The 14,739-nt window shown below is 51.8% G+C and carries 11 protein-coding genes; 4 read left to right on the top strand and 7 right to left on the bottom strand.

The annotated features are described in order from the left end of the window. Positions 1-79: 79 nt before the first annotated feature. Positions 80-1,564, top strand: coding sequence for a Do family serine endopeptidase (locus PsAD26_RS23950; protein ID WP_063312417.1), 1,485 nt, complete (start codon positions 80-82; stop codon positions 1,562-1,564). Between the two features lie 72 nt (positions 1,565-1,636). On the opposite strand, the gene serB is transcribed toward PsAD26_RS23950, so the two are convergent. Further along, positions 1,637-2,530, bottom strand: a complete 894-nt coding sequence (gene serB, locus PsAD26_RS23945; protein ID WP_063312416.1) for a phosphoserine phosphatase SerB — start codon at positions 2,528-2,530, stop codon at positions 1,637-1,639. On the opposite strand from serB, the gene miaA reads away from it, so the two are divergent. Together miaA and PsAD26_RS23935 are read left to right on the top strand one after the other, a co-directional pair. After that, positions 2,508-3,506, top strand: coding sequence for a tRNA (adenosine(37)-N6)-dimethylallyltransferase MiaA (gene miaA / locus PsAD26_RS23940; protein ID WP_193758353.1), 999 nt, complete (start codon positions 2,508-2,510; stop codon positions 3,504-3,506). The two genes, serB and miaA, sit on opposite strands and share 23 nt — an antisense overlap. Before the next feature lie 609 nt (positions 3,507-4,115). Next, complete coding sequence (locus tag PsAD26_RS23935) at positions 4,116-4,652, top strand: GNAT family N-acetyltransferase (protein WP_208980682.1); 537 nt, start codon at positions 4,116-4,118, stop codon at positions 4,650-4,652. A gap of 60 nt (positions 4,653-4,712) precedes the next feature. Here PsAD26_RS23935 and PsAD26_RS23930 read toward each other — a convergent pair whose 3' ends face one another. The 3 genes from PsAD26_RS23930 to PsAD26_RS23920 all read right to left on the bottom strand — a co-directional run bounded on the left by PsAD26_RS23930 (position 4,713) and on the right by PsAD26_RS23920 (position 9,009). Then, complete coding sequence (locus PsAD26_RS23930; protein WP_057465761.1) at positions 4,713-6,269, bottom strand: 2-isopropylmalate synthase; 1,557 nt, start codon at positions 6,267-6,269, stop codon at positions 4,713-4,715. A gap of 532 nt (positions 6,270-6,801) precedes the next feature. Then, positions 6,802-7,716 (bottom strand): PhzF family phenazine biosynthesis protein, encoded by a 915-nt coding sequence (locus PsAD26_RS23925; protein ID WP_063312414.1) that lies wholly within the window; start codon positions 7,714-7,716, stop codon positions 6,802-6,804. A gap of 138 nt (positions 7,717-7,854) precedes the next feature. Beyond that, positions 7,855-9,009 (bottom strand): GNAT family N-acetyltransferase, encoded by a 1,155-nt coding sequence (locus PsAD26_RS23920; protein WP_208985832.1) that lies wholly within the window; start codon positions 9,007-9,009, stop codon positions 7,855-7,857. A 301-nt stretch (positions 9,010-9,310) separates the two neighbouring features. On the opposite strand from PsAD26_RS23920, the gene PsAD26_RS23915 reads away from it, so the two are divergent. After that, complete coding sequence (locus PsAD26_RS23915) at positions 9,311-10,789, top strand: tetratricopeptide repeat protein (protein WP_063312413.1); 1,479 nt, start codon at positions 9,311-9,313, stop codon at positions 10,787-10,789. A 53-nt stretch (positions 10,790-10,842) separates the two neighbouring features. Here the strand turns inward: PsAD26_RS23915 and PsAD26_RS23910 are convergent, their stop codons facing one another. The 3 genes from PsAD26_RS23910 to PsAD26_RS23900 all read right to left on the bottom strand — a co-directional run bounded on the left by PsAD26_RS23910 (position 10,843) and on the right by PsAD26_RS23900 (position 14,684). Then, complete coding sequence (locus PsAD26_RS23910) at positions 10,843-12,888, bottom strand: alkyl sulfatase dimerization domain-containing protein (RefSeq protein WP_063312412.1); 2,046 nt, start codon at positions 12,886-12,888, stop codon at positions 10,843-10,845. A 129-nt stretch (positions 12,889-13,017) separates the two neighbouring features. Continuing rightward, complete coding sequence (locus PsAD26_RS23905) at positions 13,018-13,458, bottom strand: GNAT family N-acetyltransferase (RefSeq protein ID WP_063312411.1); 441 nt, start codon at positions 13,456-13,458, stop codon at positions 13,018-13,020. A 23-nt stretch (positions 13,459-13,481) separates the two neighbouring features. Continuing rightward, positions 13,482-14,684, bottom strand: coding sequence for an MFS transporter (locus PsAD26_RS23900; protein WP_063312410.1), 1,203 nt, complete (start codon positions 14,682-14,684; stop codon positions 13,482-13,484). Positions 14,685-14,739: the final 55 nt, after the last annotated feature.

The raw sequence follows: 14,739 nt of genomic DNA, 5'->3' as shown, positions 1-14,739 counted from the left end.
CCAAGCGCGGGCATATTTGTTTTCAGTATGCGTTCTGGTGAAGTGTTTGTGTTCACCTGATAATCTGAGGAGTTGGCTTATGGCCGGTGTTTTCCCTCGCCTTGAGCTTGGACGATCGATCAAGGCAATTGTTTTTGCGAGTGTGCTTGGAGTTGCGGCTGTGACCGGCAGCTTGGATAGTGCTCGCGCAAGCGGCCCAGAATCTCTGGCAGACCTTGCTGAAGAGCTTGGTGATGCCGTGGTCAACATTTCGACTGCGCAAAGAGTGAAAGCTAAGCGGTCTCTCCAACTGCCAGATGTCCCTGAAGGATCTCCTTTTCAGGAATTTTTCGAAGAATTCTTCAACGGGCAAGAGCCTGAAGGTGAAAGCCCACAGCGTGTTCAATCGCTTGGTTCCGGTTTTGTCATTGACGGTGAAAAGGGCATCATTGTTACCAACAACCATGTGATCGAAGGTGCGGATGAGATCACCGTTAACTTCAATGATGGTACCAAACTGTCAGCACAGTTGCTTGGATCTGATGAAAAGACGGACCTTGCTGTTTTGAAGGTTGAGCCTCAGTCGACCTTGGACTCTGTGAAGTTTGGTAGCTCCGAAGTGCTGCGTGTTGGTGACTGGGTGATGGCGATTGGTAACCCGTTCGGTCTTGGCGGCACAGTTACAGCAGGTATTGTTTCGGCACGAAACCGCGATATCAACTCCGGCCCTTATGACAACTTTATTCAGACCGATGCCGCCATCAACCGAGGCAACTCGGGTGGTCCGCTGTTCAACATGGATGGTGAAGTTGTTGGGATCAACACTGTTATCTTCTCACCTTCCGGTGGGTCTATCGGCATCGGCTTTGCCATTCCTGCAGAGACTGCTACCCGTGTGATTGCGCAGCTGCGTGAGTTTGGCGAAACCCGTCGCGGCTGGCTTGGTGTGCGTATTCAGCATGTGACTGAAGAGATTGCTGAAAGCCTCGGTATGGATAGTGCGCGTGGCGCTTTGATTGCTGGCGTGACTGAAGGTGGACCAGCGCAGGAAGCTGACATAATGCCTGGTGATGTTGTGCTGAGCTTTGATGGTCGGAACGTTCCTGAAATGCGTGATCTACCGCGCATGGTTGCGACCACAACGATTGGCAGTACTGTTCCGCTTATGGTTTTGCGCCGTGGTGAAGAAGTCGAGCTTGAGGTTACTCTCGGACGTCTTGATGAAGTGGCTGAAATTGAGAAGGTTGAGGAAGAGCAAGAAAGTCCGAAGAGCAAAGCGGATGAAACCGTTGTGCTTGGATTGTCTCTGGCTAAAATCGATGAGCCTTTGCGTGAACGTTTTGCCCTGTCAGATGAAATCGAAGGCGTTGTGATTACCCGCGTTGCTGAAGGCAGTTCTGCTGAAGACAAACGCGTTCGCGCTGGTGACGTGATCGTTGAGGTGGCTCAGGAGCCTGTTGCCGCGCCGAAAGATGTGGTTGCTATGGTTGAAGCTCTCAAGGCAGACAAACGTCGCTCTGCCTTACTGCTGCTCTCCAACGGATCAGGGGAACTGCGGTTTGTGGCGGTCCGTATCGAGGACTAGTCTGTTTAAACCAGACATGAAAAAAGCCGATTCCAGATTGGGAGCGGCTTTTTTATTTGAAGGCAAAGAAACTTAGTTCTTTGCAAATTCGTCGTGGCTGTAGCCTTGAATGTAGAGCAGGGCTGTCAGGTCGCCGTAGTTGATCTTAGCGCGAGCTTCAGCGGCCACTTTAGGCTTTGCGTGGAAAGCAACGCCAAGACCGGCAGCGCAGATCATGGCCAGATCATTAGCGCCATCACCCACTGCTATGACGTCTTCCAGCGTGATGCTCTTTTCCTCTGTTAGCTCGTTGAGGCGGTCCAGCTTTGCTTGTTTGCCAAGGATCGGTTCAGCAACCTCACCAGAAAGTTTGGCTTCTGCTTCCAGAAGGATGTTGGCCTTGTTTTCATCGAAACCGATGACCTCCGCAATCCTTTGCGTGAACGAGGTGAAGCCACCGGATACCAATGCGGCATATCCGCCATTGGCTTTCATGGTCTGCACGAGTTCTCGTCCACCAGGTGTCAGTGTGATACGGTTTTTGATGGTCTTGCCGATGACGTCTGTGCCCAGGCCCTTAAGCAGGGCAACACGCTGGCGCAGAGCTGGTTCAAACTCAATTTCGCCACGCATAGCGCTCTCGGTGATCTCGGAGATTTTCTCTTTCAATCCCAGCTCAGCTGCAAGTTCATCAATGCACTCCTGTTGGATCATGGTGGAATCCATATCTGCGATCAGGAGTTTCTTTCTGCGGCCATTCTGGGGTTGAATGAAAACATCAACTGGCGCATCTGCAAGGTTTGTGCGAATAGAACTTTCGAGTTCTTCAGGTTCTGCGTGGCCCTCAATTGTCAGGTCCACTGCGATGTGTGGGTTGAGAACCTTAACCTGAGGGGTTGTAGGCAGAAGGGCACTGACCTTCTCAACGAGATCCTCAGTGACAGCGGGTTTGGCTGGATTGGAAATGAGCGTGACAACAAACGACATAAGCAGCTCTCGGACTGTGCAAGTGAATGGCACTGGAAAAAGGCCTGTTGCGGTGTTGATAGCCGGACCAACGGCCAGCGGCAAGACAGCTCTTTCCATTCAGCTGGCAAAAGAGCTGAATGCGTGGGTTGTTAATGCAGATTCCATGCAAATCTATTCTGATCTGCACATTTTGAGCGCGCGTCCAAGTGCGGAAGAAGAATCGCAGGCATCGCATCACCTGTTTGGCCATGTGCCCAGTGACCAGCCTTACAGTGTGATGAACTGGCTGACGGAGTTTGAAGAACTGTTGTCTGACGCGCGGCAGGCGGGTCGCCCGCTGGTTGTTGTCGGCGGGACTGGTCTTTACTTTAGGTCTGCGCTGGAAGGACTGTCCTTGATGCCCGATATCCCTGAGGATGTGCGGCAGCATTGGAGGGTGTTCTCACAGGATGCAGCAGCAGGGGCGCTTCATAACGCTCTGGGAGAGCGCGATCAGATTATGGCTGACCGTTTGCATCCATCAGATACGCAGCGCATTGTACGCGCTCTGGAGGTTATTGAGGGGACAGGTAAGTCTCTATCAGTCTGGCAGAATGAGCGCAGTACTCCTTTACTGAGCACAGATGAATCCGTGAGAGTGGTGTTATCGCCAGATCGCAAGGTGCTGCATGACCGGATCCATCGCCGATTTGATTTGATGGTGGAGCAGGGGGCTGTTGAGGAAGCGTGCGCGCTTTGGGCCAAGGGTCTTGATCCAAACTTGCAAGTAATGAAGGCGATTGGCGTAAAGCAGCTTGCAGAAGCCACTCAGGGACTCACCAGCATGGACTGGGCAGTTGAGAAAGCTAAGACTGAGACGCGTCGCTATGCAAAGCGACAATCCACGTTCTTCAGGGGACAACTTTCGACCTGGCAAAATATCGACCCGCTCAAAACAAGCGAAATTGAAGCCTTTGTTGAAACTGTGAAGACTGCATTTTCTCATCGATCTTAATGCTGGCTTTTATTGATTGGCGAAAAACCCTGTTAAAATTGGCAGATAGATAGTTTTACTGATGAATTTCTGAGTGACATCTTTCTATGGTTTCTTTAAAGAGAGGCGCACGTTTGGCAGAGGCCGCCAAACAAGCCATACTATTTTCCGAGAAATTTAATTTGCGGCGGAGCTGAGGCTCCTTAGAGCTCTGGTCGGTGTGAGAATACTCCACCGACCAGTACTAATTTTAAGTGATTGTGATGAGTTGTATAAGACTAGGTTTACCTTAAGTCATTGTGCGGCTCGCATAATTGGCGTTATCCGGCAAATCTGTGGTATCTAAAGATCGTAATTTCGCCTTATTAAATGTTGTCTGCATACTTTCTTCGAGAAAATCCTACTGAATTTCAAAGGATTGCATGTAGCAGGACTTCTGACGCTTTTTAGACATAATGAAGTGCCATCAAGCATTCGGCTTTGAATTTTGATGGTATTTAAAAGCATATTGCATGCATTAAGGCGGTTGTAATCTGTGGGAGAACTCTCCAGATGTGACCTGAGGCTGTTGGTCTTACGTGGCTGGTTTTTCTGGCTGGCTGGCGTGTGATTATAATGGAGGAAGCAAGCGTGACACTCCCAATCCTGGAAACGAAACGGCTGCGGGCACGACCTTTTACCTCTGATGATCTGGCAGATCTTGTAAGCCTTCATAGCAATCCAGAGGTCAATCGTTACTTACAGCCCACTAATGTGGCCTGGGATGTTTCGATCGTGAAAAAACGATTGGCAAGCTTTATTGAGACTCAGGAACTGATGGGTTTCAGCCAATGGCATCTGTCGACGCATGAGGGTGAGTTCGTTGGCCGTGCTGGTTTCTCTCTTTACGAGAAAACCGCCGAAGTCGAGATGGACTACACTTTGTTAGAGCACTTCTGGAACAAACGTTTTGGCAGTGAGATTGCGCAGGCGCTGGTGGAGTGGTTCTTCGAGAACACCTATTACTCTCACCTTTTGGCCTTTGCTCATCCAGAAAATCATGCTTCCAAGAAAGTCATGAAGCGTGCAGGCTTTGAGTTTCGTGAGACGCGTCTGGTTGATGGGTTGCCATGCGAATTTTATCAGGTGCTTAGCCCAAGCTGTCAAAAGCTTGCTGTTCCGGCCTGAACTGGCACAAAAAAAGCGCGGGGCTTTCGACCCGCGCTCTTTCCGTGAAAATTGAATGACTTAAACGGTGATTGCGTCTTCCACGTTGACCTGACGCTGACGTCGGATTGTCAGTTTGTTCAGTGCAGAGACGTAGGCGCGGGCAGAGGCGACCAATGTATCTGTGTCTGCACCTTTACCAGTTGCGATTTTGCCGTTGTCTTCCAGACGAACGGAAACTTCAGCCTGCGCATCGGTGCCTTCTGTTACTGCATGTACCTGATAAAGGGACATGTTCGCGTCATGCGGCCAAATTGCCTTGATCGCGTTGAAGGTGGCATCAACCGGGCCGTCGCCTGTGGCTTCACGGGTTTCGTGCTTGCCGTTGACGTCCATGGTCAAGATGGCTTTCTGAGGTCCACCAGTACCAGCAATCACTGTCAGAGCGATAACCTTGACGTTCTCGCTCTCAATTGTGATCTGGTCTTCCACCAGCGCTTCAATGTCTTCGTCGTAAACGTTTTTCTTGCGGTCTGCCAAGTCCTTAAAGCGGCGGAAGGCTTCCTGCAACGCGTTGTCGCCCAACTCATAACCCAGCTCAGACAGCTTGTCTTTGAAGGCATGACGGCCAGAGTGCTTGCCCATAACCAATGAGGTTGCACGAACTCCAACATCTTCCGGACGCATGATTTCGTAGGTTTCTGCGTGCTTCAGCATGCCATCCTGGTGAATACCGCTTTCGTGGGCAAATGCGTTTTTGCCGACGATTGCTTTGTTGTACTGGACGGGGAAGGAGGACACTGCAGAGACCAGCTTAGATGCGCGGGTCAGATAGGCTGGATCGATGGTGCATTCATATGGCAGCACGTCGCCACGTGTGCGCAGGGCCATGACGATTTCTTCCAGCGCGGCGTTGCCAGCGCGCTCGCCCAGACCGTTGATGGTACACTCGATCTGACGTGCGCCGCCTGCGACACCAGCCAGAGAGTTTGCTGCAGCCAAGCCCAAGTCGTTGTGACAATGCGCTGAGAATATTGCCTTATCTGAGTTCGGAACATTGGCGATGACCTGCTCGAACATGGCTTGATACTCAGCAGGTGTTGCGTAACCAACGGTATCCGGCAGGTTGATGGTTGTTGCGCCGGCGTTGATGGCGGCTTCAACACAACGGCTCAGGTACTCGATGGAAGTTCGGGTGGCGTCCATTGCGGACCACTCGATATCGTCGATCAAGTTGCGGGCCTGTGTTACCGTCTTGGTGATGATCTCCAGAACCTGCTCTTCTGTTTTGTTCATCTGGAATTGCAGATGGATTGGAGAGGTGGAGACGAATGTATGGATACGGCCTTGATTTGCCTGCTTAATTGCTTCGCCAGCGCGGTCAATATCCGCTGGGATTGCACGGGCCAGGCCTGCGATTACGGAGTTTTTAGAGCGTTTGGCGATTTCGCTGACCGCTTCGAAGTCACCCTGAGAGGCAATTGGAAAGCCTGCTTCAATGATGTTGACGCCCATTGTGTCAAGTAATTCTGCGACTTGCAGCTTTTCTTCCAAGGTCATGGAAGCGCCGGGAGATTGCTCTCCGTCGCGCAGAGTGGTGTCGAAAATAACTACTTGGTCTTTAGCGGATGCGGTCATTGGTGATGCCTTCAACTTTGCCCCGACAGCTTATGTGTCCTGAATAGCGCCTGGGGATTTTTCTTCATTCTCAGATATTTAAGAGTGATCCCCTAAGTGCCCGCCCAGATACGGGGCCGCCGACGCCTAGGGGCATCTAAGTAGAAGGAGCGCGCGTAGGAAGAGGCCGCCATGCGGGCGCATGGTGCTGTTTTCATTCAGATTGTCGCGGTTCGCGATCATTATCTGTCAGCTGCCTTTTCGTCGCTATGGCTTGGAATCAAAGTTTTCCAACTACTTACGTGTCAGATACCTGTTTGAAATTACAAGCCAAATCTTCTTGTAGCGTTACCGAGTAAGTCTCGTTTTTGCCTAATCTGTAATTTTCCTAGCGGATATGAGGATTAAACGCAAGAATTTTACTCAAAGACAGGGCTCTGATTACTCAAAAGTATATGCAGCTCACGCTGAGATAATCTCAATTGGCTCACAGAGCAGTCCCAATATGCGGGAGATGCGGAGGAGGCGGAGAGCTCTCCTCCAGTGTTATCGATCAAAGGAGCAGTTCGCCTCGGGCGAGGATAACTGCCTGCCCACCTATGCGGTGAGCGTGAATGGCGCCAGACCGCATTTCCATTTCCAGTGAGATGGAGGAGGGGCGGCCCATCTTGAAGCCTTGCTCAATGAGGTACTTGTGTGTGCCGTCCAGTGGCTGGTCGAATTCTGCGATGGACCCGGCAAAGGCGGCGACTGCTGACCCTGTTGCAGCATCTTCGCGTGGCAAGCCGTTTTCCAGATAGACCATGCGCGCGTGGAATGCGCTGTCTACGTGGATGGTCTGGCGGCAGTACGCAAAGGCATTGTTGTGGTCGATGGTGCCGAATGCCTCTTCCCAGTATTTATGAACTGGCTGGATACGGTTGATCGCGTCCATATCTGCAACTGGAACAAATGCAAATGGCAAACCTGCTTCCCAGGCTTTCGGCTTGTGGTTTTCGAATGTGATTTCATTCGGTTCCAAAGACAGTGCTGCAGCAATCACATCTTTTTCGCCGAGCTTCTGGGCTGGCTTTGGCAGTCTTGGAACATCAAACTCGGCAGAGGTGGCCTTGTCTTTTTGCAAGGCGACTGCACAGCGTACCAGTCCGACTTTTTCCTCTAGCAGCACCAGAGCATCCATATCGTTATCTGGCGCACCGAAGCGGTTTTCGGCCATCAACACGGCGGTGCCTACGGTTGGATGGCCTGCAAATGGCAGTTCCATGGACGGAGTGAAGATGCGGATTGAAGCGTTGTGAGCGATATTGTCTGGTGGCAGAACGAAGACAGTTTCGGAGAGGTTAAACTCACAGGCGATATGCTGCATCTGAGCGTCTGACAATCCCTTTGCATCCAATACAACTGCAAGCGGATTACCTGCCAGCGCCTTATCAGTGAAAACGTCTAGCAGGGCATAAGGTCTGGCCATTTTTGAAGTCCAATTATCTCAGTTGGGTGCTGCGCTTGTGGTCTTGCGTCACAAGCGCAACTTGCGAAAAATGTTTGCTTGAGCGCCACTCAAGATTGTTTTGGCGCTAAATACAAGTCTGCAAATGAATATAGCTCGTTAATTTAACAGATGTGCGGTGAGCGCCAAGGCATATGGGGGGACGCTGTATTCCTTCAGGTCGGCAAGGGATTTCACGATAACTGCTTCTTCCAACTCAGGTTTTTCCTGGTTTGCGTTGAAATGTGCAATTTTTGAAAGGATTTCGTCTGAGGTGAGTTGCAATGTTAAAATACGCGCGATTGCGAGGCGTGGCCCATCTTCGATTGCGAAGACGTCCTCCAGCTCTCCCTGATCCAATGTGAGGCCTGTTTCTTCTTCCAGCTCGCGGGCGATGGAGCCGAAGATATCCACCTTCCCAGTGGACGTGATATCGTTGAGATCAAGATTGCCGCCGGGTGGGTATACCTGACCTGCCGTTGCGGTGTTTGCTGCCATTTTGCCAAATACGAGATGGCCCTCGCTGGAACGGAGGACTGCGCAGCCAAATAGATTTTTGGCACTTCTGTCAGGAAAGCCCCAATCGCGCCATGCGAGGAATTCGGAGTAGTTGATTTCTACCAGATCACCGGAAAATTGCTTCTGGTCCAAGGAGTATTGATACAATGATAGAACCTTACCATCCCAAAGATCCGGGTTATTGGAAATCAATGTCTGCCAGTTTTCTTTAATAGCCACTTGGTTATTAGTGGCGAAATCCCATTCGTCTGAGGCATTGAGGTTCAGGCTGATATCTGCGATCTCGTGGATTTGTGGGGTGAGATCTTTTTGCATGTGCTCAATCGGGCCAGCACCTTTAAAAGCACTCGGCCTGTTGCTTGTGCTGTGATAGCCGTGGTGTGCATAGAAAGGCGCTGCGTTTGCGTCTGACTCTAAGCGCATTCGGGTGCATTGCATGCGTTTGGCAGCTTCTTCAGCGCCTTCCAGCAACCAGGCTCCGTGGCCTTTGCCGTGTGCCTCGGGCAACACAAACAGACAATCCAGCAGAGCGGTCTCTGCGTTTTCCTTGGTGATGCGCGCAAAACCAAGAGGTCGTTCCTGATCGGTGATGACAAGGATCGGATCTGCCTCGATCATTTCCGGGGTGATCTTCCAGTGGTCCCGAAACTCCCGCATGTCTTGCGGGTCATACCCCCAGTGGCCTTTGGCAGCGTGCATAATATCTGTAAGGGCAATGGCTTGGCTTTTTGCGGCGAGCCGCATCTGGCAATGCATTCTTTTTAATTCTCCAAATTCAACCAGCACCTGTTGTGCTTAAGCCCGAGGAAGTTGAGGCTAAAGATTTGCCAGTCTTCTTTTCGGTCTAGTTGAAACAACCAGCCAATAGTGGCCCAAAAGAGGAAATGGTTTCAAGTGACCAATGTGATTTGAAGGATATCCAACCCGAAAAGATTAGAGATTAACTATTTGCATGAGGTTCGTAGGCTGACAAGAGCTTTCCGGGCAGGCATGGCCTGTTTGCCCAATCGCATTGCGCTCTTTTTGACCCGTGACAATCACAGTTGAGAAGGTACTCATGCGCATTTTATTGTCACTCCTTTGCTTGCTTGCGGTTGCCTCTGGCCTGCCTGCCTATGCGGTGAGCTGGCAAGCGAGTGGGAGTGAAAAAGAACTGCTGCTGACCAAGGGGGTTGGCGGGTTGACGCTTCTTCATAACCGGGCAGGGAAAATCCATCGTTCCACACGATCGGAAATGTCCAAGAGCGCCCTGATTAATTCGCTGAATGCAGAAGCACTTGCAGGTAATGCAGAAGCAGTCTTCGGGTTGGCCGTGGCGCATGAAATGGGACACGGTGTGCCGCGTGATCTACCCGTTGCCATGGAGCTTTATGAAAAAGCTGGTGAGATGGGGCTTGCGGCTGCCTACAACAATCTGGGTGAGATTTACCGGCAGGGAAAACATGGTGCACCGGATGCGGAGAAAGCGCGCGAGCTTTATCAGATCGCCGCTGATTGGGGCGATGCCTGGGCGCAGAACAATCTCGGCCTTCTTTATCTGCATGGCATAGGTGTGGCGCGGAACCCGAAGCTGGCTTTTTATTGGGTCAAAGGTGCTGCCATGGCTGGGTTGATGCAAGGCATTGAAAACCTTGCTGGCCTCTATCGCGATGGTGTTGGTGTTGAACGGGATACGATGCGCTCTCGTACACTCTATCGCAAAGCTATCTCTCTTGGGTCCATTGACGCGCATGTGCCACTTGGCGAGCTATTGGAGAATGGAGATGGCGGCAACACAGACCTTGCTGCTGCTATCCGGCATTATCGTGTTGCGGCCAACGAAGGTCATTTGCTGGGCAATCATTATCTCGGTACGCTTTATGAAGATGGTGTCGGGGTTGATCGTGATCTGGAGCTGGCTTTCTTTCACTATGAGCGGGCCGCGCGGCGTGGGCTGGCACGGTCTCAATTTGCTCTGGGGCGGTTCTATCTATTGGGGCAGGGAACAGAACCGAACTTGCAAAAGGCGATCCGGCTTTACAAAGCATCAGCCAAGCAGGGCAACGCGCAAGCGCTGAATGATCTGGGTGTGCTTTATGAAAATGGGCGGGGGGTGCCGCAGTCCTATGAGTTGGCGCTGGAGTTCTATACGGCTTCATCGGCTCGTTTTCCGTTTGCATTGACCAATGCGGGGTTGCTGTATTTGAATGGGCGCGGTGTGCAGCAGGATGTCGACTTGGCGAAGAAGTTGTTTCAGCAGGCCTCTGAACGAGGGGAGCCTGTAGGGGACGTGCTGCTGGGTAAAGTTTATTTGCAGGGCTTCAATGAAGAACCTAACCCCGGTGAAGCTGCGCGGATGTTTCTGCTTGCTGCGTCCAAAGGGGTGCCAGAAGCGTTCTATCTGCTTGGGTATTGTCATGAAAGCGGGCGATGCTTGGGGCGTAATCTTGTAAAGGCTCGTGATTTTTACAAGATGGCTGCTGAGCAGGGGTATCCTGAAGCAGAGAGAGCATTGCGTCAGCTTGAATGGCGCCTGAGAACTCAGAGCAACAATTAAACACAAAAAGAGCCGGTTTTGCGCCGGCTCTTTTAGGTATTGGTGCAAGCATGCTATTTGCTTGGCGTACTCTGGTTGGCCTTGTCCAGTGGAACGGGGCGCACGATGTTGAACCAGAAATCAAAGCTGTCCAGCATTGCGAGCAGATCAGTCAGCTTGGAGGCTTCGCCGTCCACTGTGATCATGCCGGATTTGATGGCCTCATCAAATGTTTCGATGCCCAGCATAATGTTGTCGAGCGTGCTTCTGTCCAGTGTGACGGTCGCGTCTGCATTGTCCAGCTGATAACCTTCAATATGGCTAAGGGCCGCGTTTTGCAGCTCCATTGCATATTTCTGATCCGTATCCGGGAAGATCCAGTTCAGCTTGATTTGCTGATCACCAGCCTTGGTGTTGTTCAAGCGCATGGCCGCGTAATCAAAGAGCAGATCGACATCCATGGAGCGGATGATGTCCGGGCTTGCCGTATCTGGTGAGGGGAGTTCCTTGATACCAGAGCGGAGCTCCTTTGCGCCGGAAAGGTAGAAGTTGCGCCATGGCCCGGATTCTGCCTGATAGCCGAGTTGCTCCAAAGCATCGGCCTGCAGTTGTGCTGCATCCTCGTTATCTGGTTGCGCGAAGACAAGATGATTGAGAACCTCTGCTACCCAGCGGTAGTCGCCTTTATCGAAGGATTCCTGTGCTTTTTGGAGCAGAATCACCGGGCCACCCATGAACTCGACGTATTTGGGGCCAGAGAGGCGCTCTGGGTATTCATGCAGTGTGGCGGGGTTGCCGTTGAACCAGCCTAGGTATCGCACATAGGTGGATTTTACGTTGTGGTTGAATGAACCATAATACCCGCGGGTGCTCCAGTCATTCTCCAATGTTTCCGGCACTTCCAGCATCTCTGCAATCTCGGTCATGCGGAAGCCATGATTTGCCAGACGCAGCGGCTGATCATTGATGTAGCGGTAAAGGTCACGCTGATTGCGCAGGTGCTTTAAGATGGCGTCATTACCAGACAGATGCCAGTGGTGCGGGGCGAAGAGGACTTCAACATCCTTGCCGTACTTGTAGATGGCCTCATTGATGTATTTCGACCAACCCAAAGGATCTCTGAGTTTTGCACCACGCAATGAGTATGTGTTGTGCATTGTATGGGTGGCATCTTCTGCGGTGCAGAGGGCTTTGAATTCCTGAATGTAGAAGAAGAATTCTGAAGGGGCCTCGGAATCTTGTGCCATCCAGAAATCAAAGTTGAGACCGTCAATTTTATGGGTCTCGCCGTTGCTTGTGATGATGTCAGTTGGCGGAATAAGCGTGACTGTTCCGGTTGATGTGGTTGGGCCAAGGCCAGCGCCAACTTGTCCTTCAGCAGAGTGCGGCAGAAGGTTGCCATACATGTAGGAGGCGCGTCTGCTCATGGCGTTGCCAGCCATCACGTTTTCTGCAACAGCATGTTCCATGAAGCCTTCAGGTGCATAGATTTTCACCTTCCCGCTTTTTACGTCCTGCTCATCAACAACACCGCGTACACCGCCGAAGTGATCGACATGGCTGTGGGTGTAAATGATGGCTTTGACCGGTTTTTTGCCACGCTGGGCGTAGTAAAGCTCCAGAGCGTAGCGGGCGGTTTCTTCTGACAGCAACGGATCAACAATGATGATGCCTTCGTCGCCCTCAATGAAGGTGATGTTGGACAAATCTGCGGCTCGCACCTGAAAGATGCGCTCAGAGACCTGGAAAAAACCACTCAGCAGAATGAGCTGGGATTGACGCCAAAGGCTTGGGTTGACCGTTTCCGGCGCCGTTGAACCTTGCATGATGAAGTCAAACTTGGAGAGATCGTAGACGATTTCGCCCTTGGCGTTTTTAACCACACCGCCATCTGGCAGCGGGGCGAGATAGCCAGCCTGCGCATCCTTGAAGTCTTGCTCATCGGCAAAATGCAGCTGCTTCAGGATGTTCTCGTAAAGATCTCCAGTGAAGCGTGTCGCCGGTTTGGTGATGGTCTCTGCTGTGGTCGCGGTGAGCGACAGAGACCATGCGATGCTTACGGTGGCAGTTGCGCACAGGATTTGGCGGGCAAGGGATTTCTTGGTTTTATTGAGCGTCATTCCCGACCTCCAGAGTAGAGTTGCCCTTCTCCTTATAGACGTGCGGTTAAAGCCTCAGCTCAACCACTGTTTGAAATGAGGTTTTTGGTTGCTGAAGGCCTAATTTTGCGGGAAGTCTGGTCCTGGACCTCAGTGTTGTTGGTAAGCCGCCTTGTTGTGTCGTTCCATCATGCGGTCGGGCGCGCCAAGTGGGGTGAAACCGAATTGTTTGTAGAGGTCGTGCGCATCTGCTGTTGCCAGCAGGATGCGTCGGAGGCCTTGCAGTTCGTGGTGGGCGTCGATTGCTTGCATGAGCTGTTTGGAGAGGCCTTTGCCTCGATGAGCAGGAGTTACAAAAACGTCGCCCAGATAAGCAAAGGTGGCTTTGTCTGTGATGACGCGGGCGAACGCAACTTGCTCTCCATTTGCCAGATACAGCCCGAAGCACAGTGAGTTTTCTATTGATCTGTCAAAGACATCCCGCGGCAAGCCTTTGCTCCAATAAGAAACTTCCGAGAGGAACTGATAGATCTTGTCGCGCTGAAGTTTGTCTTTGTCGGTTGAGATTTCGATTTCCAGAATTTGGGTCATTTTCAATTGCTTACGTCTGTCGTTCAGGAGGTTTGGAGACTGGTTTCAGGCTTTGGAGCCCGGACGAACATCAAAATTGCGGCGGAGAGCAGCGTGAGCAGAGCGGAAAACTGGATGGTGTTTCCGAAACTGGTGATGCTTGCCACTGTGCCGGTCATCATGTTGCCAACCAACGCTCCAGCAAAAATGGCGTTTGTGTAGGACGCCGTCGCGATCCCCGGTCGATGCGGTGCATATGCCTGGATGAAGGTGAGGCCAAGCCCAACGTTGATGCCGTAGTACAGACCTTCCAGTGCGCAGAGCAGGTAGATTTGTGACGGCTCTGTTACGCGTACAATCAGTAGGAAGAAGAGTGTTCCAAGCAGAGCCGAGAACAGCATAGCGTTCTTCTGACCCAGCTTTTGAGCAGGTTTAACGACAATAAAGATGACTAAGACTTCGACGAAGCATTTGACTGAGAAGGCGAGGCCCGGTGTTGCTGTTGGGAAGCCCATCTCCTCGATGAAGAAGACGGGACCTGCGGATACAAAGATGACGTTGGCCGAGGTGAGTGCGAATATGGGCAGGCAGGCAAGGATGAGGGCGAACGGAACTGGCTCAATCCTGCCATTCTCACTGGTCTTGATCGGATGGTGGGTGGTGAAGCTTTTGGGAACGATCCAAATGCCCATTGCCAGCCAGCAGATGCTGATAACGCCGGCTGTCGGGAAAATGGAGCTAACGCCGAACATGCCGTAGAGCGTGAAGGCCAGTGGCGTGCCGACCATCCAGCCTAACGACATGGCAATGCGCAGGTGTGAGTTGAACTTGGCGGGTTCCCGATTGGTTTGCTCTGCGAACAGGCGGCCAAAAGAGAACATGGTGGAGAGCACGCCACCTGAGACACCCATGAGCGGCACACCCATCAGCAACATCCAGTAGGCTGGTACCGTTGATTGAAGGCCCATGTTGAGCATGTAAAGCGTGGAGCAGAATATCAAGATAGGTTTCAGCCGTGCTCCGGCATCAATACGTGCGCCGAAATAGCGGTTTGAAAACAAAGTGATGGCGGTTGAGCCAACGATGTAGACCGCGAGTTTCCATGCTGGCTCGCCTAGCTCTGTGACAACATAAGAGCTGTAGAGCGGGATGAGGCAAGCAATCGCCAGAGAGCCAATGAGCATGTAGGCGTGAATCAGTATTGGGAAACGATCCAGCATTGCCAGAGCCGCAGGAATAGAGCGCATGGGGCATCCAAAGGTGAGGGGAAAAGGCTTATGGAGTCACGAGGGAATGTGCGTA

Origin of the sequence: Pseudovibrio sp. Ad26, from assembly GCF_001623285.1 — a bacterium.
In the GTDB taxonomy this organism is placed as follows: Bacteria; Pseudomonadota; Alphaproteobacteria; order Rhizobiales; family Stappiaceae; genus Pseudovibrio; species Pseudovibrio ascidiaceicola.
This window is presented reverse-complemented; position numbering and strand designations above follow the sequence as displayed.